Source organism: Ollibium composti, assembly GCF_004801285.1.
In the GTDB taxonomy this organism is placed as follows: Bacteria; Pseudomonadota; Alphaproteobacteria; order Rhizobiales; family Rhizobiaceae; genus Mesorhizobium; species Mesorhizobium composti.
This window is the reverse complement of sequence record NZ_SSNY01000014.1, coordinates 31,122-53,273: the sequence shown is the minus strand read 5'-3', so window position 1 is coordinate 53,273 and position 22,152 is coordinate 31,122. Positions and strand designations below refer to the sequence as shown.

21 protein-coding genes are annotated in these 22,152 nt (G+C 66.2%); 12 read left to right on the top strand and 9 right to left on the bottom strand.

Annotated features, from left to right (window positions below; translation table 11 throughout):
- Positions 1 to 96: 96 nt before the first annotated feature.
- Complete coding sequence (locus tag E6C48_RS20025) at positions 97 to 501, top strand: Fur family transcriptional regulator (RefSeq protein ID WP_136359956.1); 405 nt, start codon at positions 97 to 99, stop codon at positions 499 to 501.
- Between the two features lie 64 nt (positions 502 to 565).
- Here the strand turns inward: E6C48_RS20025 and polA are convergent, their stop codons facing one another.
- Positions 566 to 3,556, bottom strand: a complete 2,991-nt coding sequence (gene polA / locus E6C48_RS20020) for a DNA polymerase I (RefSeq protein WP_136359955.1) — start codon at positions 3,554 to 3,556, stop codon at positions 566 to 568.
- A gap of 424 nt (positions 3,557 to 3,980) precedes the next feature.
- Between polA and E6C48_RS20015 the strand changes: the two genes are divergently transcribed.
- The 5 genes from E6C48_RS20015 to E6C48_RS22645 all read left to right on the top strand — a co-directional run bounded on the left by E6C48_RS20015 (position 3,981) and on the right by E6C48_RS22645 (position 6,795).
- On the top strand, positions 3,981 to 5,366 hold the full coding sequence (locus tag E6C48_RS20015; RefSeq protein ID WP_136359954.1) for a M20/M25/M40 family metallo-hydrolase: 1,386 nt from the start codon (positions 3,981 to 3,983) through the stop codon (positions 5,364 to 5,366).
- A gap of 10 nt (positions 5,367 to 5,376) precedes the next feature.
- Entirely contained in the window at positions 5,377 to 6,000 is a 624-nt protein-coding gene (locus E6C48_RS20010) for a ribonuclease D (RefSeq protein ID WP_136359953.1), read from the top strand.
- A gap of 57 nt (positions 6,001 to 6,057) precedes the next feature.
- Positions 6,058 to 6,255 (top strand): hypothetical protein, encoded by a 198-nt coding sequence (locus E6C48_RS20005; RefSeq protein WP_136359952.1) that lies wholly within the window; start codon positions 6,058 to 6,060, stop codon positions 6,253 to 6,255.
- Between the two features lie 110 nt (positions 6,256 to 6,365).
- Complete coding sequence (locus tag E6C48_RS20000; protein ID WP_136359951.1) at positions 6,366 to 6,620, top strand: GlsB/YeaQ/YmgE family stress response membrane protein; 255 nt, start codon at positions 6,366 to 6,368, stop codon at positions 6,618 to 6,620.
- A gap of 28 nt (positions 6,621 to 6,648) precedes the next feature.
- Positions 6,649 to 6,795, top strand: a complete 147-nt coding sequence (locus E6C48_RS22645; protein WP_168734593.1) for a hypothetical protein — start codon at positions 6,649 to 6,651, stop codon at positions 6,793 to 6,795.
- 62 nt (positions 6,796 to 6,857) lie between these two features.
- On the opposite strand, the gene E6C48_RS19995 is transcribed toward E6C48_RS22645, so the two are convergent.
- Together E6C48_RS19995 and E6C48_RS19990 are read right to left on the bottom strand one after the other, a co-directional pair.
- Complete coding sequence (locus E6C48_RS19995) at positions 6,858 to 7,157, bottom strand: DUF982 domain-containing protein (RefSeq protein ID WP_136359950.1); 300 nt, start codon at positions 7,155 to 7,157, stop codon at positions 6,858 to 6,860.
- 220 nt (positions 7,158 to 7,377) lie between these two features.
- Positions 7,378 to 8,046, bottom strand: coding sequence for a DUF1236 domain-containing protein (locus tag E6C48_RS19990; RefSeq protein WP_136359949.1), 669 nt, complete (start codon positions 8,044 to 8,046; stop codon positions 7,378 to 7,380).
- A 283-nt stretch (positions 8,047 to 8,329) separates the two neighbouring features.
- Here E6C48_RS19990 and E6C48_RS19985 point away from each other — a divergent pair, with 283 nt between their 5' ends.
- Positions 8,330 to 10,576 carry a transglycosylase domain-containing protein gene (locus E6C48_RS19985; RefSeq protein ID WP_136359948.1) on the top strand — a complete coding sequence of 749 codons (2,247 nt, stop codon included), beginning with the start codon at positions 8,330 to 8,332 and terminating at the stop codon, positions 10,574 to 10,576.
- A 22-nt stretch (positions 10,577 to 10,598) separates the two neighbouring features.
- On the opposite strand, the gene E6C48_RS19980 is transcribed toward E6C48_RS19985, so the two are convergent.
- Entirely contained in the window at positions 10,599 to 11,048 is a 450-nt protein-coding gene (locus tag E6C48_RS19980; protein ID WP_136359947.1) for a baeRF12 domain-containing protein, read from the bottom strand.
- A gap of 324 nt (positions 11,049 to 11,372) precedes the next feature.
- On the opposite strand from E6C48_RS19980, the gene cysG reads away from it, so the two are divergent.
- Genes cysG through E6C48_RS19965 form a run of 3 tightly spaced genes read left to right on the top strand, consistent with a single transcriptional unit; the run spans position 11,373 to position 14,320 of the window.
- Positions 11,373 to 12,872 carry a siroheme synthase CysG gene (gene cysG, locus E6C48_RS19975; RefSeq protein WP_136359946.1) on the top strand — a complete coding sequence of 500 codons (1,500 nt, stop codon included), beginning with the start codon at positions 11,373 to 11,375 and terminating at the stop codon, positions 12,870 to 12,872.
- A gap of 13 nt (positions 12,873 to 12,885) precedes the next feature.
- Entirely contained in the window at positions 12,886 to 13,581 is a 696-nt protein-coding gene (locus E6C48_RS19970) for a hypothetical protein (RefSeq protein WP_136359945.1), read from the top strand.
- Entirely contained in the window at positions 13,556 to 14,320 is a 765-nt protein-coding gene (locus tag E6C48_RS19965) for a phosphoadenylyl-sulfate reductase (protein WP_136359944.1), read from the top strand. The genes E6C48_RS19970 and E6C48_RS19965 overlap by 26 nt, the downstream gene beginning before the upstream one ends.
- 46 nt (positions 14,321 to 14,366) lie before the next feature.
- Here E6C48_RS19965 and E6C48_RS19960 read toward each other — a convergent pair whose 3' ends face one another.
- Positions 14,367 to 14,567, bottom strand: coding sequence for a hypothetical protein (locus tag E6C48_RS19960; protein WP_136359943.1), 201 nt, complete (start codon positions 14,565 to 14,567; stop codon positions 14,367 to 14,369).
- Positions 14,568 to 14,707: 140 nt separating this feature from the next.
- Between E6C48_RS19960 and grpE the strand changes: the two genes are divergently transcribed.
- Both grpE and E6C48_RS19950 read left to right on the top strand, forming a co-directional pair.
- Positions 14,708 to 15,439 (top strand): nucleotide exchange factor GrpE, encoded by a 732-nt coding sequence (grpE, locus tag E6C48_RS19955; RefSeq protein ID WP_407941027.1) that lies wholly within the window; start codon positions 14,708 to 14,710, stop codon positions 15,437 to 15,439.
- Between the two features lie 249 nt (positions 15,440 to 15,688).
- On the top strand, positions 15,689 to 16,321 hold the full coding sequence (locus E6C48_RS19950; protein WP_136359942.1) for a trimeric intracellular cation channel family protein: 633 nt from the start codon (positions 15,689 to 15,691) through the stop codon (positions 16,319 to 16,321).
- A 25-nt stretch (positions 16,322 to 16,346) separates the two neighbouring features.
- On the opposite strand, the gene E6C48_RS19945 is transcribed toward E6C48_RS19950, so the two are convergent.
- The 4 genes from E6C48_RS19945 to acuI form a co-directional block, all read right to left on the bottom strand.
- Entirely contained in the window at positions 16,347 to 16,691 is a 345-nt protein-coding gene (locus E6C48_RS19945) for an MmcQ/YjbR family DNA-binding protein (protein WP_136359941.1), read from the bottom strand.
- Positions 16,692 to 16,694: 3 nt separating this feature from the next.
- Positions 16,695 to 17,570 carry a GNAT family N-acetyltransferase gene (locus E6C48_RS19940; protein WP_136359986.1) on the bottom strand — a complete coding sequence of 292 codons (876 nt, stop codon included), beginning with the start codon at positions 17,568 to 17,570 and terminating at the stop codon, positions 16,695 to 16,697.
- A gap of 169 nt (positions 17,571 to 17,739) precedes the next feature.
- Positions 17,740 to 20,037 (bottom strand): response regulator, encoded by a 2,298-nt coding sequence (locus tag E6C48_RS19935; RefSeq protein ID WP_136359940.1) that lies wholly within the window; start codon positions 20,035 to 20,037, stop codon positions 17,740 to 17,742.
- 1,099 nt (positions 20,038 to 21,136) lie between these two features.
- On the bottom strand, positions 21,137 to 22,129 hold the full coding sequence (gene acuI, locus E6C48_RS19930; RefSeq protein WP_136359939.1) for an acrylyl-CoA reductase (NADPH): 993 nt from the start codon (positions 22,127 to 22,129) through the stop codon (positions 21,137 to 21,139).
- Between the last annotated feature and the right edge of the window lie 23 nt (positions 22,130 to 22,152).

Below are 22,152 nucleotides of genomic sequence, written 5' to 3'. Positions count from 1 at the left end.
TGCGGATCGGCACGGCGGTGGTAAAATCGCCTGATCATCGCTATGTCAGGGACGCGGTGTCGCTCATCCTGACGGCGACGGAGCGAGAACTGGACCATGACGGCAAGGGCGACACTCACCAAGAACCAGCTCAACGTGCTGGAAAAGCTGGAGGCGGCGAGCGCGCCGCTCAGCGCCTACACGCTGCTCGACCAGTTGCGCGAGCGCGGTTTTCGCGCCCCCTTGCAGGTCTACCGGGCGCTGGATGCGCTCATCAAGGAAGGTTTCGTGCATCGGCTGGAAAGCCTGAATGCCTTCGTCGCCTGCTCGGAACCGCACGATCACGGCCATTCCATGACCGCCTTTGCCATCTGCGACACATGCGGGCAAGTGCAGGAGTTTTCCGACGACACCATCGGCCACCAGCTTGACGACTGGGTGCGGGCCGGCGGCTTCGTGCCGAAGAAGGCGGTGATCGAATTCCGCGGCACCTGCGGAAAATGCCGGGCCGAGGCCGCCTGACGGCACTTGATCCTCTTAGTCGCATTTGTACGACGCCGGACGTGACCATCCGGCTGCAACATGCTCAGTGCGCCTCGTCCCAGTTGTCGGCGGCGCGGGCGTCGACCTGGAGAGGCACCGACAGCGAAACCGCCGGCATCGCCGCATTCTCCATAACGGCCTTCACCACCGGGATGGTCGCATCGACCTCGGCCTCGACCGTCTCGAAGATCAGCTCGTCATGCACTTGCAGAAGCATGCGGGCGCCGAGTCCCGCCTTCAGCAGAGCGTCGTCCATGCGGATCATTGCGCGGCGGATGATGTCGGCCGCGGTGCCCTGCAGGCGGGCATTGATCGAGGCGCGTTCGTTGAAGGCGCGCAGCGATGGGTTGGCCGCGCGGATTTCGGGATAGTGGATGCGGCGGCCGAACACGGTCTCGACAAAGCCGTTCTCGCGGGCGAAGGCCTTCGTCTCGTCCATGTAGTCGCGGATGCCGGGGAAGCGCTCGAAGTATTTCTTGATGTAGGCGCCGGCTTCCTCGCGCGGGATGGAGAGCTGGTTGGCCAGGCCGAAGGCGGAAATGCCGTAGATGATGCCGAAGTTGATCGCCTTGGCGCGGCGGCGGACTTCCGACGGCATGCCTTCGACCGGAACGCCGAACATCTCGGAAGCGGTGATGGCGTGGATGTCGGCGCCGTCCGCGAAAGCCTGCTTCAACTGCGGGATATCCGCGACATGCGCCAGCACGCGAAGCTCGATCTGACTGTAGTCGGCCGAGATCAGCTTATGGCCTGGCTCGGCGATGAAGGCGGTACGGATCTTGCGGCCTTCGGCGGTGCGCACCGGAATGTTCTGAAGGTTCGGATCGGAAGACGACAGCCGTCCGGTCGTCGTCGCGGCCAGCGCATAAGACGTATGGACGCGTTTCGTTTCTGGATTGATGAAGCCCGGCAGGGCATCGGTGTAGGTCGACTTCAGCTTGGTGAGCTGTCGCCAGTCGACGATCCGGCGCGGCAGTTCGTGGCCTTCGGCTGCGAGGTCTTCCAGAAGCTGCGCCGAGGTGGACCATTGTCCGGACTTGGTCTTGGAGCCGCCCGGCAGGCCCATGCGGCCGAACAATATGTCGCCGAGTTGCTTGGGCGAGCCGATGTTGATGCGCTCGCCGATCAGTTGATAGATGTCCTCCTCCAGCCGGGCGGCGCCCTGGGCGAGGTCGCCGGAGAGGCGGGAGAGAATTTGCCGGTCGACGGAGATGCCGCGCTGCTCCATGCGCGCCAGCACCGGCACTAGCGGCCGCTCCAGCCGCTCGTAGACCGAGACGAGGCCCTTGGCGGCGAGGCGCGGCTTCAGCACCATCCAGAGCCGTAGCGTCACGTCGGCGTCCTCGGCGGCGTAGCAGGTCGCCCTGTCGAGCGGCACCTGATGGAAGCCGATGAAGCTCTTGCCGGAGCCGGCGACGTCCTTGAAGGGGATCGTCTTGTGGCCGAGCCATTTGTCGGCCAGGAAATCCATGCCGTGGCCGCCTGTGACGCCGGCGTCGAGCACGTAGGAGATCAGCATCGTGTCGTCGTAGGGCGCGACGTCGACGCCGTGGCGCTGCATGATGACGAGGTCGTACTTCAGGTTCTGCGCGATCTTGAGGACCGACCTGTCCTCCATCAGCGGCTTGATCGCGGCGAGCGCCTCGCGGATCGGTATCTGGCCGTCGACCAGCCCGCCGCCGAGGAGATCGTCCTGGCCGTTTTTGTGGCCGACCGGCACATAGCAGGCTTGGCCGGGACGGATGGCGAGCGAGAAGCCACAGAGTTCCGCCTGCATGGGGTCGAGCGAGGTGGTCTCGGTGTCGAAGGCGACGATGCCGGCCTCGCGTGCTTCCTCGACCCAGCGCAGCAAGGTCGGCAGGTCGCGGATGCAATGATAGGCGTTGACGTCGATCTTGTCGGCGACGGCGGCTTCGGCGCGCAGGGCGGAAAGGAGGGACGGAGAATCCCCCTCCCCCTTGAGGGGAGGGGTTAGGGGTGGGGGTTCCGACGCGCCGGCGCTCGACGAAGTACCCCCACCCGCGCCTTCGGCGCGACCTCCCCTCAGGGGGGAGGTAAAGGTGCTGCCCACATCGGGCCCATGCGCGGTGTCGGCGCGTTCGACCGCGATCGACGCGGCCTCGACCTCGCCGACCTCGGTGCCGGTCGCTTCGGCGACCCGCCGCGTCAGCGACGTGAACTCCATCGCTTTCAGGAAGGCGATCAGCTTCGGCCCGTCGGCGGGATCGAGAACGAAGTCGTCCAGGCCTTCGCCGGCCGCGGTCGGAACATCGGTCTTCAGCGTCACCAGTTCGCGCGAGATGCGCGCCTTGTCGGCGTTGTCGATGATCGACTGGCGGCGCTTGTCCTGCTTGATCTCGCCGGCACGCTCCAGCAACGTGTCGAGATTGCCGAACTGTTCCAGCAATTGCGCCGCCGTTTTCGGGCCGATGCCCGGCACGCCAGGCACGTTGTCGACCGAATCGCCGGTCAGCGCCTGCAGGTCGATCATCTTTTCCGGCGGCACGCCCCACTTCTCGATGACCTCGGGAATGCCGATCTGGCGGTCCTTCATCGGGTCGTACATGCCGACGGTCGGGCCGACCAGCTGCATCAGGTCCTTGTCGGAGGAGACGATGGTGGTGTCGCCGCCGGCTTCGCAGGCGAGCCGGCAATAGGTGGCGATCAGGTCGTCGGCCTCGAAGCCCTCCATCTCGACGCAGGGCAGGCCGAAGGCGCGGGTGGCTTCGCGGATCAGGCCGAACTGCGGGATCAGGTCTTCCGGCGGGGCCGAGCGGTTGGCCTTGTATTCAGGATAGAGTTCGTTGCGGAAGGTTTTGGAGGAATAGTCGAAGATGACGGCGAAATGGGTCGGCGTGACGCCGACGTCGGTGTTGCGCGCCTCGCGCAGCAGCTTCCACAACATGTTGCAGAAGCCGGAGACGGCGCCCACCGGCAGGCCGTCCGACTTGCGCGACAGCGGCGGCAGCGCGTGATAGGCGCGGAAGATGTAGCCGGAGCCATCGACGAGGAAGAGGTGATCGCCTTTTTTCATGGCGTCACCGATAGCGCGGCTGGGCGGCGCGGTCCACGCCTAACGGCGCGGCAACGGACAGTTCCAGCAATGTCCTGACAGGAGCCGTCAGGACCTCACGGGCATATTACAAAGATGTAATCTTCGTGCCCTTGAATCGCCACGTTCCCAGACACAGATAGCAGGCATCGGCAGTTTTCGCCGAAGTCCGGAGCAAGGCCCGTCCCCCGCCTATACCGGACACCTGCGGCAGCCTATCCCCCTCTCCGGGCTGCCGCAACGTTTCGAGTAGGACCGCCGTGGTTTCCCCCTCCGCCACGGCGGTCTTTTTTTGCCTCGAAAAGACCTCGCCTCTGCTTTTCCGTCATGGCCTAATCTCGCCGGGCTTTTCGTTTGCGGTTTGGCCCATTAGGGTTGCGCCGCAAATCTGAAAGGCCTTTTGCTCATGTCCGCAATTTCCTCCGTCCTCGACCGACTCGACCAGAATCTCGACCAGAGCCTGGAGCGGCTTTTCAAGCTGCTCCGGATCAAGTCGATCTCCACCGATCCGGCTTTCGCCGCGGATTGCCGGAGCGCCGCCGAATGGCTGGTGGCCGACCTGAAGACGATCGGCTTCGACGCTTCGGTCAGGGTGACGCCCGGCCACCCGATGGTGGTCGCGCATCACGACGGTCCGGCCGGCAGCCCGCATATCCTGTTCTATGGCCACTACGACGTGCAGCCGGTCGATCCGCTGGAGCTGTGGGAGGACGATCCGTTCGATCCGAAGGTCAAGGAGATGGAGCCGGGCCGCAAGGTCATCACCGGGCGCGGTTCGTCCGACGACAAGGGGCAGCTCATGCTGTTCGTCGAGGCCTGCCGCGCCTGGAAGGCGGTGCATGGCTCGCTGCCGTGCCGGATCACGCTGCTGTTCGAGGGCGAGGAGGAGAGCGGTTCGCCATCCCTGAAGCCGTTCCTTGAGGCCAATGCCGAGGAATTGAAGGCCGATTTCGCGCTGGTCTGCGACACCGACATGTGGAACCGCGAGACGCCCTCCATCTGCACCTCGCTGCGCGGGCTGGTGGGCGAGGAGGTCGTCGTCAAGGCGGCCAATCGCGACCTTCATTCGGGCATGTATGGCGGCCCGGCGGCCAATCCGATCCGCATCCTTTCGAAGATCCTCGCAGACATCCACGACGAGACCGGCCGCATCACCATCCCCGGCTTCTACGACGGGGTGGAGGAAACGCCCTCGCAAGTGCTTAAGGCCTGGGAATCGCTCGGCGAGACCGCGGAAAGCTTCCTCGAGCCGATCGGCCTGTCCATCCCGGCAGGCGAGAAGGGCCGCTCGGTTCTGGAAATGGTGTGGGCGCGGCCGACGGCCGAGTTCAACGGCATTTCCGGCGGTTACGAGGGCAAGGGCTTCAAGACGGTGATCGCAGCACAAGCATCTGCGAAAGTGTCGTTCCGGCTGGTCCACAGCCAGGACCCGAAGAAAATCCGGACCGCCTTCCGGCAGTTCGCTTCCGAGCGCCTGCCGGCCGACTGCCGTATCGAGTTCCACCAGCATGGCGGATCGCCGGCGATCCAGCTTGCCTACGATTCGCCGTTCCTGACCAAGGCGCGCAATGCGCTGACCGAGGAGTGGTCGAAGCCGGCGGTGACGGTGGGCAGCGGCGGTTCGATCCCCGTGGTCGGCGATTTCCAGACCTATCTCGGCATGGAATCGCTGCTGGTCGGCTTCGCGCTGTCGGACGACCGCATCCACTCGCCGAACGAGAAGTACGATCTCGCTTCCTTTCACAAGGGGCAGCGCTCGTGGGCGCGCATCCTCGACGCTCTGACACGGTGAGGGCCGGGCGATGACGAGCACCATCCGCTTCCACAAGGGCGACCTGCCCGATCTTTCGCACTACGATGTCGAGGCGGTCGCCATCGACACCGAGACGCTGGGGCTGAACCCGCATCGCGACCGGCTGTGCGTGGTGCAGCTTTCGCCCGGCGACGGCAGCGCCGACGTGGTGCAGATCGCGGCCGGCCAGCGGCGGGCGCCGAACCTCGCCGCATTGCTGCGCAACCGCCGGATCACCAAGCTGTTCCACTACGGCCGTTTCGACATCGCCGTGCTCTACCACGCCCTCGGCGTCATGGCCGAGCCGGTGTTCTGCACCAAGATCGCGTCGAGGCTGACGCGCACCTACACCGACCGGCACGGACTGAAGGATATTTGCAACGAACTGCTCGGCGTCAGCCTGTCGAAGCAGCAGCAGTCGTCCGACTGGGCGGCGGAGACGCTGTCGCCCGAGCAGCTCGAATATGCCGCTTCGGACGTGCTCTACCTGCACCGGCTGCGCGACGTCCTGGCCGGACGGCTCGCCCGCGATGGGCGCACGAAGGAGGCGGAAGCGTGCTTCCGTTTCCTGCCGACGCGGGCGAAGCTCGACCTTATGGGTTGGGCCGAGGAAGATATCTTCGCCCATAGCTGACGGAACCCGGATGCGGCATCCGCGTTGTGTCGCGCGGATGAATTTGAGGGGATTGCCATGACCGAGCGCAAACCGATCGCCAGCGCGCCGAAGGACGGCTCGCAGGTCACCGTCTCGTGGACGGACGGGGACGGGGTGACCAGCGAGTCGCTGGCGCGCTGGGAGGACGGCGGCTGGTGGACCTATATCGACAGCGACACCAAGAAACGGATCGAGCCGTCGAGCTGGCGGCCGGCTTCCGACGATGACGCGTAAGAGGGCCGCTGGCGCGCCGGCACGTTTTTCAATAGGTTCGGCATCGTTGCAACCGGAGAGCGATTCGGTGCTTCAAGCGCCGACGCCGCTCCGCACAAGGAGGGAATACCATGGGCGTTGAAAGCCTCATCGTCTTTCTCATCATCGGTGCCATCGCCGGCTGGCTCGCCGGCCTCATCGTCAAGGGCTACGGCTTCGGGCTGCTCGGCAACATCGTCGTCGGCATCGTCGGCGCGCTGATCGCCGGATGGCTGTTTCCGGCGCTCAATATCAGTCTGGGCTCGGGTATCTTGGCGGCGATCATTCATGCCGCGATCGGCGCCATCATCCTGCTGGTGCTGATCCGGCTGGTGAAATCCGCCTGACGCCGGCCTGCAGACCAGGGAGCGCGCCGTGAGCCGGAATATGCTTTACCTCCTCATCGGCGCGCTCGTCGTCGTCGTCATCGTGCTTGGCGCCTATATCTGGCGCCAGGAAAGCAAGCCCGAAGGTGTCGAACTCAAGATCGACGACAACGGCATATCGATTCAGAAGAATTGATTTTCCAAAGCGGCAGCAAAGGCGGCGCGCGGCTGAGCCCGCTCTTTGCACCCTGACGCCCGTTAGCTGGCGTGCCGCATTGTCCCGCGCCGTTCCGCTACCACCGGCGAAGGGCCGCCATCGACCAGAAGGCCGGTGATGCGGGCAAAGCCGGCAAAGGACTTGCGGGCTTCTTCAGCGCTCATCTGGGATGCCATCGCGGCCGTGCAGCAATTCAGGGCGCAACGATAGACCGGCCCGCGCCGTCCCTTCGGCCATTCGCGCAGGAACACCATCGCATCCGCCACGCTGTCGATCTCCTCGACCGGATGTCCATGCCCGCGCGATAGCCGCACCGGAGAAAAGAATTGCAGGCGATTCATCGACTTCCTCCCAGAAGCTGCGAAAAGACGGCCGCAGATTGTCCGCTAATGCTCCGTCAACGCGCCGGAATAAATCCGGTTCCCCTCGCATCGATAAATTTCGTCGCATCAATGACGGAGTTCCTTGCGCGTCATTGACGGCGAATTTTTGTCACCCATGGAAATTGCCGACACAAAAAAGACCGCCCGGCTGGCGGGCGGTCTTTCCTGAAAACGCCGGTTACCTGACGACGTAGACGATCCTGCGCGAATGCGCGTCCACGAGCACCGGCTGGCCGTTGATATAGGCATAGCGGTAGTCGTAGTCGGGGATTTCGGCCAGCGATACCGTGTCGGGCAACCCGGCGCCGACAACGACCTCACCGTCAAGATAGACGGGTTCCGTGCGGTGCGCCGTGACATAGGTGCGGACCGTTTGGGGTGGGGGCGTGATCGTGCCGGCGGCGCCACCGGCCACCGTACCCGCGGCACCGCCGATGGCGGCGCCAACCGGGCCGCCGGCCACCGCGCCGATGATGGCGCCGGTCACGCCACCGGCCATTGCACCGGCATCGCCGTTGCTTATGCGGGCGGGCGCTTCAACCACGGCGATCCCCGCATCGGGGGAGCGGTCGGTAAGGACGACCTGCGTTCCGTTGGAATCCATGGCGAGATAGTCCGAATAGGCCCAGGCGTCTTCCGAGCCGGTGCTGACGTTGCACCATTTGCCCTGGTTGATGCAGCCCTTGACCATGGTGGACTGGCCCGCGCCGATGACGCCGACGACCGGGTACTGGGATCCGGGGCCTGCGCGCAGATTGAGATCGGTCGTCGCGACCACAGCAGTGTCGGCGAGCGCAAAAGAGGTCATGGAAAGCCCGAGGGCCGAAGCTAGCAGAAGTGTTTTCATGACGTCGTCTCCTGTTGATCCCTCGGCGGGTAAACGAGGTCTTCCTTTTTTAGTTCCTGCTTTAAGGCTCCGCGAGAAAGCTCGGCTGGATGACGACGCGGGCCTCGATAAGCTTGCGCGGAGCCTGTCGGGGCCGATGCCTGGAGTCGCGAGAGCCATCGTGAATTTAAGAATTCGTCAAGGATTTCAAAGTGCTGGTAAACCGTTGCCTTAACCCGCCCTTAAACCGCCGCATCTACCCTTCAACCGGGACGCCATCGGCACGGGGACGAAAGGGCAGCGCATGGCGGGCCGCAGGGACAGACGCATCGAGCCGAGTTTCGGTGAGCCGTCGCGTACGGCGCCGGAGGACGGGTTCTCGGTGCGCGAGGAGGACCGCGTCGTGCCGAGCCGCCGCAAAGCCGCGCCCAAGCGCAAATCCTCCAAGGTGAAGGACCGGCGCCGCCGTGGCCGTTCCGGGCGGGGCATGCTCGGCATCTTCGGCCGGCTGGTCTACTGGTGTTTCGTGCTCGCCATCTGGGGCGGCATCGCCGCCGCCGGCATCGTCGTCTACTACGGCGCCAAGATGCCGGCCGCGACGACCTGGGAAATCCCCGACCGCGCCCCCAACATCAAGATCGTCTCGGTCGACGGCAAGCTGATCGCCAATCGCGGCATGAGCGGCGGCGAGGCGCTCACCCTGAAGGAAATGTCGCCCTACATTCCCGAGGCGGTCGTCGCCATCGAGGATCGCCGCTTCTATTCGCATTTCGGCATCGATCCGATCGGGCTCACGCGCGCCATGGTCACCAACGTGCTCGGCGGCCGCTTCAGCCAGGGCGGTTCGACGCTGACGCAGCAGCTCGCCAAGAACCTGTTCCTCAAGCCCGACCGGACGCTGGAGCGCAAGGTGCAGGAGGTGCTGCTCGCGCTGTGGCTGGAGCACAAGGACAGCAAGGACCAGATCCTGCAGATGTATCTGAACCGGGTCTATTTCGGTTCGGGCGCCTATGGCGTGGAAGCCGCCTCGCGGCGCTATTTCGGCAAGAGCGCGCGCGACGTCACCCTGTCGGAAGCGGCATTGCTCGCGGGCCTGCTCAAGGCGCCGTCCCGGCTGTCGCCGGCGCGTGACCCGAAGGCGGCGGAGGAACGGGCGCAACTGGTGCTCGCCGCCATGCAGGACGAGGGCATGGTCTCGGCCAAGCAGGTGGCGACGGCCATGAGCGCGCCGGCGACGCGCGCCCCCTCCTACTGGACCGGATCGGAGAACTACGTCGCCGACACGGTAATGGAGGAACTGCCCGACCTGATCGGCGAGGTGCAGGGCGACATCGTCGTCGACACGACGGTGGACCTCACCTTGCAGAAGATCGCCGAGAAATCGATCCGCGAGCTGATCGACCAGAACGGCAAGAAGCTCAATGTCAGCCAGGGCGCGCTGGTTTCCATCGACAGTTCCGGCGCGGTGCGCGCCATGGTCGGCGGCTACGATTATTCGACCAGCCAGTTCGACCGCGCCTCGGAGGCGAAGCGCCAGCCTGGCTCGGCCTTCAAGCCCTTCGTCTACATGGCCGCGCTCGAGGCCGGGCGCACGCCCGACAGCGTTCGCAACGACGCGCCGATCAGGATCGGCAAGTGGACGCCGACCAATTTCGGCGGCAAGTATTACGGCAAGGTGACGCTGGCGACGGCGCTGGCGAAGTCGCTCAACTCGGTCGCCGCCCAGCTCACCATGGAGGTTGGCCCGAACGCGGTCGTCGAGGCGGCGCACCGTATGGGAATCCAGTCCGACCTGACCGCCAACACCTCGATCGCGCTCGGCACGTCGGAAGTCACGCCGCTGGAACTGACGGCCGCCTACGTGCCCTTCGCCAACGGCGGTTACCGACCTGAAATCCGTTTCATCCGCCGCATCACCACCGCCGACGGCAAGCTTCTCTATGCCAATGACGGCGGCAACACGCCGCGCGTCGTCAAACCCGAGATCGTCGGCATGATGAACTCGATGATGGCGGGCACGGTCCAGGTCGGCGGCACGGCGAAGAAGGCGGCCTTCGGCTGGCCATCCGCCGGCAAGACCGGCACCAGCCAGAATTCGCGCGATGCCTGGTTCGTCGGCTACACCGCAAACCTCACCACCGGCGTGTGGTTCGGCAACGACAACGGTTCGCCGATGAAGAAGGTGACCGGCGGCACGCTGCCGGCGCAGGCCTGGCATGAATTCATGCTGGCCGCGCATGAGGGCGTGCCGGTCAGGCCGCTGCCCGGTGGCTGGAAGCGGGCGCCCGCCGACGCCATCGTCCAGGACGACGGCCCAGCACCGGTGCCGTCCACCGCGGTGGGTACCGGACAGGCCCGGCAAGCGGTTCCGACGGCGTCGAGACAACCGTCGCAGCCGGCAACCGAGACGGTCGATGCCGGCGGCTTCGGCATGCCGGGCGAAGATACGGCTCCGACCGCGTCGATCAGGCGGCCGGTGCCGCCGGGCGACGTCGGCGGTCCGCTGAAGAAAAAGAGCACCTCCATCCTCGACATCCTGAGCGGCGGCTGAAGGTACGGCACGGACGCGTTCGTCAGGCTGCCTTCAGTATCGCCTCGATGTCCCACACCGGCTGGTTGGTCAGCGTCTTCGGGATTTCGGCGCTGAGCCGGTCCAGCACTTCCTTGTGCAGCTTCTTGCGCATTTCGCCCAGCAACCGTGGCGGGGCGATCAGTATCAGGGCGTCGAACTTTCCTTCATGCGCGAGTTTGTAGAGCCGTTCGGCGATGTCGTCGGCGAAGCGCTCCTTGCTCAGCCGGTGCCAGTCTGTTTCGGCGAAGGCGCTGTTGTGCGGGGAGGGGCCGTTGCTGTAGCGGCCGGGACGCTCCGCGCCCTGTTCGCGCGTGGCCGGATTGTCCTGCGCCATTTCCTGTACGAGCTGGAAGTCCGGGAATTTCGCGTCGCCCTCGTTCTTCAGGAACAATGCCTTTTCACCGTCGGCGACGACCACCCACAAACCGCGCTTGAGAATGACATCGTTCATGTTTTTTCCTTCCGCATCGGGATTGTCCAAGCCGTGAACGGCTATTGGCCAAACGTGCGGACATGGCCACGGTTCCGGCCATTAATGCGCGGCTATGAGTGAAGTCGTTTAATTCTACTAATCTAGTAGAAATTAGAACCGGTGGCCTGTCTTCTTGCCGAACGGCAAGCCATTATCGAGGCTCGCGCGAGAACACGGAAATTTTTTCTTCCGCCTTTCCCGCAATCGGAAAAGCGATTGTGCTGGATGCCGGTCCGCGCGAGTCCGTTGCTTCTGAAAGTCGGCTCCCGCCGGTAGAAATTCCGTTCCATGCGGAATTTTGCAATGCACCATCAATTCAACCTCGGCCAAGCTGGGCATCCTCGATCCGGCAGACTGAACGCCTTCCCCGTCTTCATGCGGGTGGAAGGTCGTCTCGTCGTCATCGTTGGCGGTGGCGAGGAAGCGCTGGCCAAGGCGCGGCTGCTGGCGCAGTCGAGCGCCGCGCTGCGCATCGTTGCGGCTGAAACGGAGCCGGCTCTGGCCGCTTTCGTCGCCGATCACGGGCTGGAGCATGTCGCGGCCGGCTATGCGCCGGACCACCTCGTCGGCGCGGTCATGGTGTTCGCCGCCAGTGGCGAGGCAACGCTGGACGCCCGCGTCTCGGCCGATGCACGCCGGCTGGGCATCGCCGTCAACGCGGTGGATCGGCCGGAACTGTGCGACTTCTTCACGCCGGCGCTGGTCAACCGCGCGCCGGTCGCCGTGGCCATCGGCACGGAAGGGGCAGGCCCGGTGCTCGCCCAGATGATCCGCGCCCGCATCGACCGCATGCTTTCGCCGTCGCTCGGGCCGCTGGCGGCGCTCGCGGCGTCCATGCGCGAGACGGCCGAGCGGCTGCTGCCGTGGGGCAATCGTCGCCGCCGCTTCTGGGCCGAATTCTTCGCCGGTGCGCCGGCGCGCGCCGCCGCTGCCGGCGACATGGCCGGCGCACGCGATGCCGCGATCGGTCTGCTCGGCGCCGATGCGTCCGCCGCCGGCCATGTCGCGCTGGTCGGCGCCGGACCGGGCGCGGAGGATCTGCTCACCCTGCGCGCCCAGCGTCTTTTGATGGAAGCCGACGTCATCCTCTACGACGCGCTGGTGCCGGAGGCGGTCGTCGCTATGGGCCGGCGCGATGCCGAGCGCCTGTCGGTGGGTAAGCGCAAGGGCTGCCATTCGAAGACGCAAGGAGAGATCAACGCCCTGCTGGTCTCACTCGGCCGCGAAGGCAAGCGCGTCGTGCGGCTGAAGAGCGGCGATCCGCTGGTGTTCGGCCGCGCCGGAGAGGAGATGGCGGCGCTGCGCGAAGCCGGCATCGCCTATGAGGTGGTGCCGGGCGTCACCGCCGCCTTTGCCGCCGCCGCCGATTTCGAACTGCCGCTGACGCTGCGCGGCGTCACCTCGTCGATGGTTTTTACCACCGGCCACGACCTCAAGGGCGGCAGCCTACCGGATTGGGCGAAGCTCGCCATTTCGGGCGCCACCGTCGCCGTCTATATGGGGCGCTCGGTGGCGGCCGATGTCGCCGGGCGGCTGATCGCGGCCGGGCTTTCGCCGGACACGGCTGTCGCCGTGGCCGAGAACGCCGGCCTGCCGCACTGCCGCCGGTTCCACGGCACGCTGGCCGACCTGCCTTCGCTCGAAGGACGAACCGACCTGACCGGCCCGGTCATGACCGTCATCGGCGATGCCGTCGCCGGTGGTCGTTTCGAGCGCTCCGAGCCGCTGGCGGCGCGGCGCGGAAACGTCCCCGCGAGCCTGTTGCCGGAAGCTGTCCGTGCCGGCGCCGAGCCGAGAGCCTGAGGAGGGCGAACCGATGGATCGTCATGAGACATTCGACCGCGATCGGGTCCAGGCCAGTATCGCCCGGTTCGCCGGCCAGGTGGAGCGGCGGCTGGCAGGTGAGATCACGGAGGAGCAGTTCCGGCCGCTTCGGCGGGCGAACGGCGTTTCGCTGGAACTGCATTCCTATAGGCTGCGCATAGGCGTGCCGGAAGGCGCACTCGATGCCAGCCAGCTTCGCATGCTCGCCCATGTCGCGCGCCGATACGACAAGGGCTATTGCCACTTCACCGCGCATGGGTTCGTCGAGTTCCACTGGCCGTCGCTGATCGATATTCCCGCCATCCTGACCGATCTCGCAACCGTTCGGATGCAGGCGGTCGAGGTTTCTGACGATGGTCTTCCCGATAATAATTCTGCTCGCCAACTCAGCGATGATGGGGCGGTGACGATTTCGCTCGTTGCAGCCGGGGGCATGCCGGGCGCCATCTCGACCGGGCAACTTGAGGTGGTAGCGGACCTTGCCGAACGTTACGGCTCGGGCGAAGTGCGGGTCGGCTACGAGCAGACCCTGTTCCTGCCGTATGTGGTGCCAGCCGATCTCATGGCCTTGCATGCCGCCCTGGCCTCGGCCGGTCTTGCAACCGTCCGCCCAATGGGTACCGGCCGCCAGCCCGCCCCGCAGCCTTCCAGGGAGCCGTTCCATGTTGACGAAGCCAAGGCCGCTTGAAGCGGTAATAGAGGAGGGCAGCGACCTCGCTGCCCATGCCGCCGGTCTGGATGCGCTGTACGGCCATCTTCCGGCGCAGGCCGTCATCGAGCGCGCGGCGATGGACCTGTTTACCGGCACGATCGCGGCGGTGTCGTCCTTCGGTGCGGATTCGGCCGTCCTGCTTCACCTGATCGCCGGCGTCGACCGGCACCTGCCCATCGTCTTCCTCGACACCGGCAAGCATTTCGAGGAGACGCTCGCCTATCGCGACGCGCTGGTTGCCGATTTCGGCCTGACCGATGTGCGCGTGGTTGCGCCCGACGCGGCGGCACTTGCCCGCATCGACCCGACCGGCAAACTGCACGAGACAGACACCGACGCCTGCTGCGCGGTGCGCAAGGTGGAGCCGATGGCGCGCGGCGTCGAGCCCTTTGGAGCCTGGTTCACCGGTCGCAAGCGCTTCCAGGCCTCGACGCGGGCAGCGCTGCCGGTGTTCGAAGCGGTGGGACGGCGCATCCGCATCAACCCGCTGGCGCACTGGACGACCGCCGATCAGGCCGACTACATGCGCACGCACGCGCTGCGGGAAAATCCGCTGGTCGCCTACGGCTATCTGTCCATCGGCTGCTTTCCTTGCACCCGGCCGGTGCAGCCGGGCGAGGACGCGCGTGCCGGCCGCTGGGCAGGGCAAGCCAAGACCGAATGCGGGATCCACCTTTCGGGGCTGGAAGCGTCGCTGACGGACGCGGCGCTGTAACGTCGCCGCGTTTCTTTCCGGGCCTGTCGTTCGATTGGTCCCGTCCTCAGGATCCGGAACGGCCTGCCTGCCGGCGTTCGCTGGCTTCAAGCTGCTCGAGCAGGTCCTGCATGTGGCGGGGAATGTCGTTCACCACCTTGTAGGCGGGCATGGCGCCGAGAAAGCGGTTCAGCGACCGGTCGCCGATCTGGCGGCGGATGTCGGCTGCGAGCTTGTCCTGCCGGTTTGCGGTATTGCGGGCCATCATCTGTATTCCCTTGGTCGGCTCCGAAACTCCTCCGCACCGGTGATGGTTCCCGCATTGCACCATGGCCGCAAGCCCGATTGGCCGTTACGGTAAAATTTGACTTAATTTCGAGCGATTCATAGGAAGGCGCTCGGGCGGCCATGAGCCGGGGCAACTGTCCCGCGCCTCTTGATTTTTGGTGCCCGAACCTCGATATCGGGCGCAACTTCCAAACCGTTGAGATGATGGAAAACGCGATGAGCGACCAGGCAAAAGACGAACACGCGCCCGAGGAAAACGAGACCGCCGAGGCTGCGGCCGAGCGCGCGGAAGGCAGCGTCGAGGGCGACTACGAAGCGCTGGTGCGGCTGCTGAAGGAGAACGAGGAATTGAAGGACCGCGCGCTGAGGGCAGCGGCGGAGATGGAGAACCTGCGCCGCCGCACGGCACGCGACGTGCAGGACGCGCGCGCCTATGCGATCGCCAATTTCGCGCGCGACATGCTCGGCGTGTCGGACAATCTGCGCCGCGCCATCGATGCCATCCCCGCCGAGGCCAAGGCGGCTGCCGACGCCGGCTTCAAGGCGCTGGTGGACGGCGTCGAGATCACCGAGCGCGGCATGCTGTCGGCGTTGGAGCGGCACGGCGTGAAGAAGCTCGAGCCGCTGGGTGAGAAGTTCGATCCCCATTTCCACCAGGCGATGTTCGAGGTGCCCAACGCCGACGTGCCGGCCAATACGGTCGTGCAGGTGGTGCAGTCTGGCTACTCGATCGGCGAACGGGTGCTGAGGCCCGCCATGGTCGGGGTTTCCAAGGGCGGTCCGAAGCAGGCTCCGAGCGAAGCGCCGGCCGAGCCCGGCCCGGTCAACGAACAGGCCGAGAAGGACGCGTGAGGGAGTAGGGGAATAGGGCAGTAAGGCAGTAAGGCAGTAAGGCAGTAAGGCAGTAAGGCAGTAAGGGCTGTCGCTTCGGACGCCTTTGCCTTCTCTGAAGGCCATTGTGTCTTCACGAGCCTGTGCGCTGGCATCAGTTTCTACTGCCCTACTGCCCTACTGCCCTACTGCCCTACTGCCCTACTGCCCTACTGCCCTACTGCCCTACTGCCCTACTGCCCTACTGCCCTACTGCCTGGCCGAGGTCCGATGCCCCTCGTCACTCTCCTCGACTATGCCGGCGTCGCCGTTTTCGCGGCTACGGGCGCCCTTGCCGCCTCGCGCAAGCAACTCGACATCATCGGCTTCCTGTTCCTGGCCGCCGTCACCGGAATCGGCGGCGGCACGCTGCGCGACGTGATTCTTGGCGTGCCGGTGTTCTGGGTATCCAACCGGGCCTATGTTCCGATCTGCGCGGTCGTCGCGGTGGTGGTCTTCTTCGGCGCGCACCGGGTGGAATCCCGTTACAAGCTGCTCCTGTGGCTGGATGCGGTGGGCATCGCCGCCTTTTCGGTGATGGGCGCGGCCAAGGGGCTCGCCATCACGGGCTCACCCATCATCGCCGTGGTGATGGGCATGCTGACGGCCACCTTCGGCGGCATATTGCGCGACATGCTGGCCGGCGAGCCGTCGGTGTTGCTGAAGCCCGAAATCTACGTCTCGGCAGCCCTCGCCGGGGCGGCGCTTTATACGCTCGGCGACCTGGCGGGCCTGCCGGCACCGGTTTCGGCGCTGATCGGTTTTGCCGCCGCCTTTATCGTGCGCGGCGGGGCACTGCGTTTCGGCTGGTCGTTTCCGGCCTACAAGAGCCGGCCGGGGCGTAAGCCCGAAGACATTCCGTAAGCATCCACCTTTACACGGCGCGGACTTACCTGGCCTTGACGAGAGCCTTCGGTGCCTGCGCCAGCCAGCAGCGTTCGATCCGGTGGCGCAGTTCCTCATCGGAAACGGCGGCCATGCGGATCAGCACAGTGGGCCAGCCCTTGTAGTGGTCGGTCTCGAAATAGATATCGTCCGCTGCTGAAAGCAGCATTTCCTTCTCGTCGAGCGGGCAGGGGATGGCGACGGTGTCGGCATCCTTGACACGGGCCAGCATCTTTTTGCCGACCTTGAGCGCCGGCGTGCCGTAGGACGTGCCTTCGACGACGCCCGGAAGGCATTCGGCGGCCCGTTTCAGCCGCTCGAACGTTTGGGACAGGTCGCCGTCGCTCACCGGTCAGGTGGAGAAGCGCTGGGCTTCCGCGCCGTAGTAATTGACGTAGCGCGAGGAGATCTCGCTGACCGGCAGGATGATGAAGACGTCCACGGTGCGGAAATCGTGGTCGATGACGCAGCCGTCGCCGATGCGCGCGCCGAGCCTGAGATAGCCTTTCACCAGCGGCGGCATGCCGGCGATGGCACTCTTGGCGTTGATGGCCTCGGCCGGCATCAGGTCCATCGCCTGATAACGGCCGGGAACGGCGCGGATGTCCCAGTCGGCGCCGGCGCGGCAATGGTGGGCGAGATAGCTCAGCGATTCGGCGTGCGCGGCCGGGTCGACACCGGGGAAGGAGGCGCAGCCGGTCATGACGCCGATGCGGTGATGGTTGGTGTAGGCCCAGATGCCTTGCCACAGCACTTCGATGGTGCGTTTGGAGCGGTATTCGGGCAGCACGCAGGAGCGGCCGAGTTCCAGGAACCGCTCGCCGGGATGGCGGGAGACGAGGCCGGGCAGGTCGAACTCGTCCTGCGAATAGAAACCGCCGGCGGCGACCGCCGCTTCCTGACGCAACAGCCGGTAGGTGCCGACGATACGGCGATGTTCTGGGCCGGAAATGCTGGAATCCAGCACGAGCAGGTGGTCGCAGACGGGATCGAAGCGGTCGGCGTCGCGGCGGTCCAGCGCCTGCAAGGCGCCCTTGTGGGCGCCCATCTCGTCATAGAAGACGCGGTAGCGCACTTCCTGGGCGGCGGCCACCTCGGCCTCGTTGCGCGCAAGGCGCACTTCGAGATTGCCGATACGGCCGAGCAGGGCGCCCGAAGCGATGCCCTCCATCTTCAGCTCGGCAAGCCTGGCGGTGCCGGAATTGGGTTGCGAATCACCTTGCGGCATCGCTGTGTGCACGAGCGAGTCTCCTTCGAGCCATCCCTCCTGGCGCGGGGATACGATGGGGGTGCAACAGGATTGTGACAGTACCGTGTTCGCTTCCGATGGGCAATGGCGCGGTGAAAGGAGCACCGATTCGAAGCGGGAAAACCGCCGGTCCAAGACTGGCTTCGGTTCAGGCGGCGGTGTGTTCCTGCACGGCCAGCACAAGCGCTTCCGGGTCGAGCGGCTTGGTCACGAAGCCGTTGGCGCCGTGGGCAAGCAGCGTGTGCCGGGTCTTTTCCTGGCTGTCGGCCGACAGGACCATGATCGGCAGCGGCGCGACGCCGGCTTCCTCCTCATGGCGGCGGATGGCGGCGATGGCGTCCAGCCCGTCCATGACCGGCATGTGCAGGTCCATCAGCACGACATCGTAGCGGTGGCGGTGCCCCGCCTCGATGACGGCTTCCACCGCCGCCTTGCCGTTGCCCACCACTTCCACCCGGTGCCCCGCCTTCTGCAGCGTGGCGCGGGCGAGCATGGCGTTGATGTCGTTGTCCTCGGCGATCAGCACCGACAGGCCCGAGGCCCGGTGGCCCTTGCGGGAAAGGTTCGCCGTGCCTTGAGTGTCGGCGGCAGGGGCGTCCGGCGCCGTGGCGGCGGCCTGGCTCGCCAGAAGCACGCGCAACAGCGTTTCCCCGCGCACCGGCCTCGCCAGGAACGTCGCGTAGCCGCTGGCGCGAAATTCGCCCAGCATGCCGCGATCGGCCGGCGCGATGAAGATGGCGGCCTCGCAATTGGTCAGGCCGGCCTCGCGCAGGTGCTGGAGCAGGCGGCCGTCGCTCTTTTCCAGCGCCGCGTCCACCAGGAGCATGTCGCAATGGCCGTCGAGCGGCGCCGCCACGGCGGCGCTGGAGGCGATGACGGCGCTGCCGCCGTGGTCGCGGATGGTCGCCGCGATGGCTTCGGCTTCCACCTGGTTCCTGGAGACGATGGCGACATGGCGGCCCGTCAGGATACCTTCGCGGCCCGGCGGCGGTCCGCTCGCCTCGACGGCCGGAATCTCGAAGGCGAATTCGGAGCCTTCGCCGAGCCGGCTCGTCACCGAGAGGCTGCCGCCCATGGCGGCGGCCAGCCGCTTCGATATGGCGAGGCCGAGGCCGGCGCCGCCGAAGGCGCGCGTCGAGGTACCGTCGGCCTGCTCGAATTCCTCGAAGATGCGGTCCCTGTCCTTCTCGTCCAGGCCGGGGCCGGTATCGGCGACGCTGAAGCGGATGCGGTCGCCCGCCACGTCGCGCACCTGCGAAATCGAGACCAGGACGCCGCCTTCGCCGGTGAACTTGATGGCGTTGCCGATCAGGTTCAGCAGCACCTGGCGCACGCGCCCCGGATCGGCGCTGATGCGCTGCGGCACGTCCGGCGCGACGTGGCAACCGAGGCCGATGCCCTTGCCGAAGGCACGGGCGGCGAGCAGTTCGACCACGTTGTCGGCGATCTCGCGCGGCGCCATCGGCTGCGGCTCGGGATCGAAGCGGCCGGCCTCGATCTTGGAATAGTCGAGCAGGTCCTCGATCAACGCCAGAAGCGCGCTGGCCGAGGTGGAGACGGCGCCGACATAGGTGCGCTGCTCGGGCGTCAGCTGGGTGTCGGCGAGAAGCTTGGCCATGCCCATGATGCCGTTCATCGGCGTGCGGATCTCGTGGCTGACGGTGGCGAGGAAGCGCGACTTGGCCTGGTTGGCGTATTCGGCACGCTCGCGCGCGCCGATGAGCGAGGTTTCGGCGCGCTTGCGGGCGGTGATGTCGCGGGCGATCGCCCGGTGCGAGACGGCGCCGCTGTCCTTTTCGCGCACCGACAGTTCGATCCAGGAGAACCAGCGCTGGCCGTCCGGCGTCGAAATCATCACGTCGGTGGAGCTGAGGCAGTCGCGCTCGGCGAAGGCTGCGTCCGGCATCAGGCCGACGTCGATGCCGATCTCGGCCAGCGTGCGGCCGTCCAGTTCGCGCGGGTCCATGCGGACGAGATCGGCGAACACCTTGTTGGCGTAGACGATGCGCCCGCTGCGGTCGCGGTGAACGACGAGGTCGCCCAGCGCGTCGATCAGTCCTTGCGCGCGTTCCTCGCTTTCCTGCATCTCCCACATGCGGTCGGCGAGCGTCTCGATCTCGGCGCGCGTGCGCGCGGCGCTGTCGTCGAAGGCGAAGGCCGCGCGCCTGGCTGCCCGGCCGCTGCGCAGATGCACCAGAAGCCCGGCCACGCCGATGACCACCAGGCAGGCGGGGATGAAGGGCGCGGCGCCGGTCAGCCAGGAGAAGGCCGCGAGCGCTATCGTTGCCGCGAACACCAGGAAGGTGAGGCCGTTCCCGCGCGTGACAGGCGGCAGGTCCGGCTGCAGCGGCGGCGCCTGGATGCGCATGCGCCTCGGCACGGGCGACGCGGTTTCACCGGGCTCGTCGTGTGTTTCGGCTGCTGCAAGATCGGGCTGCGCGCTCATGCAGCCATCGTTGCCACAAAGCGATTAGGGAAGGTTTTGACGGATTGCTTGCATTTTAGCGGTTTGAGGGTGAGAAGCGGTCCGCGCAGCGGATGAAAAGCCAATTGCGTGGCTTTTCGAGTGCCGAACGGTGAAAGACCGGTTCGCCCTCGGACGGATCAAAACGTCCGGTGGACGTTTTGAAGGTCTTGAACGCCCGAAGGGCTGGGAGCGATAGCGCAGGGCCGTGGCGCGGGTGCCCCCCCTCGAAGTCCGGTCGGGAGGGGTCATTTCCACCGCTCCGACGTTATGAAGCCCTCGCTCTACGGCCAACGACCCCTCTCCGTCTTGGCTTCGCCAAGCCACCTCTCCCCAGAGGAGCGAGGAACCCAAGTCCTGCGAGGCCGACACCATAGGAAAACTGTTGCGGAACTTGGGCATCCAAAGAGTGCGACGGTCGCGAGCTCGGTTCCTCGCCCCTCTGGGGAGAGGTGGCTCGGCGAAGCCGAGACGGAGAGGGGTTCTCCCTGGGTGGGTTTCTTCATTGCCACGCTGCCTTTCGGCCCTGGCCATTGTCAAAGAGCGGACCTCGTTTGAGGTCGGGAAGCGGGCGCGGGGCCGTGCCTGCTAAGTTAAAGTATGGCGCGGCATCCCGCGCCCGCCGGTGTCTTGCCTCCCCGAGGGGCGCTGCCTTTCGGCCCGCTGGCTCGGTCGAGGCCCGGACTTGGGGGTTCATCGCCCAGCCGCCTACCGTAGACGACCAGCCCGGCACCGTCTCCTGCCACAAGCGCCCGGTTCGCGACCCGCGTTCCCGCACAGGAGATGACGGGCAGTATGGGGCGAGCGGAAAGGACGGGGATAGATTCTGGGAGAAAATCTTTCGGAACCGCACTCCGTCCAGCACCCCTCATCCGACCTCGCTCTCGCTTCGCTCGGCTCGGCCACCTTCTCCCACAAGGGGAGAAGGTGAGGTGGCGCTGCCCTTGCGACCAATCGTCAATGTTGGAGATTTGCAGAGACGTAGGCGCAAGCCCTCCCTTCTCCCCCTGTGGGAGAAGGTGGATCGGCGCGCAGCGCCGAGACGGATGAGGGGTGCTGGACGGAGTGCGACGCTGACGGTCTATTCCATATCCACCACGACGCGGCCACGGATTTTGCCATCGACGATGGCGCGGGCGGCGTCGAGGATGCCGTCGAAGCCGATGGTCGTCGACAGCGCCTTCAGTTTGGCGACGTCGAGGTCGGTGGCGATGCGCCGCCAGGCTTCCAGGCGCACCTCCTTCGGCGCCATCACCGAATCGATGCCGAGCAGCGAGACGCCGCGCAGGATGAAGGGCGCCACGGAAGACGGCAGGTCCATGCCGCCGGCCAGGCCGCAGGCGGCGACGGCGCCGCCATAGGCGGTCATGGAGAGCACGTTGGCGAGGGTGGTGGAGCCGACCGCGTCGACGCCGCCGGCCCAGCGCTCCTTGGCGAGCGGCTTGACCGGGCCGGTCAGCTCGTCGCGCGCGATCACTTCCGCCGCGCCGAGATCGGTGAGATATGCCTTTTCGGCCTCGCGGCCGGTCGAGGCGACGACGTGGTAGCCGAGCTTCGACAGGATGGCGACGGCGACCGAGCCGACGCCGCCGGCAGCCCCGGTCACCACCACCGGGCCGCGGTCGGGCGCAATGCCGTGCCGCTCCAGCGCCATGACGCACAGCATCGCCGTGTAGCCGGCGGTGCCGACCGCCATGGCGTCGTGCGCGCTCATGCCCTCGGGCAGCGGCACCAGCCAGTCGCCCTTGACGCGGGCGCGCTCCGAATAGGCGCCGTAGTGCGTTTCGCCGACGCCCCAGCCGTTGAGGATGACCTTGTCACCGCGCCGCCAGTCGGGATGGTCGGAGGCCGTGACCGTGCCGGCGAAGTCGATGCCGGGAACGAGCGGCCAGCGGCGGACGACCGGCGCCTTGCCGGTGATGGCGAGCCCGTCCTTGTAGTTGACCGTGGTCGCCTCGACGGCGACGGTGACGTCGCCCTCCATCAGGTCGGCCTCGGTCAGATCTTTCACCGCCACCGACTGCTTCTTGTCCTCGTCGCGGGAAACCAGGATGGCTTTGAAGGTGTCAGGCATTTTTTCTCCTCGCGCATGTCGGC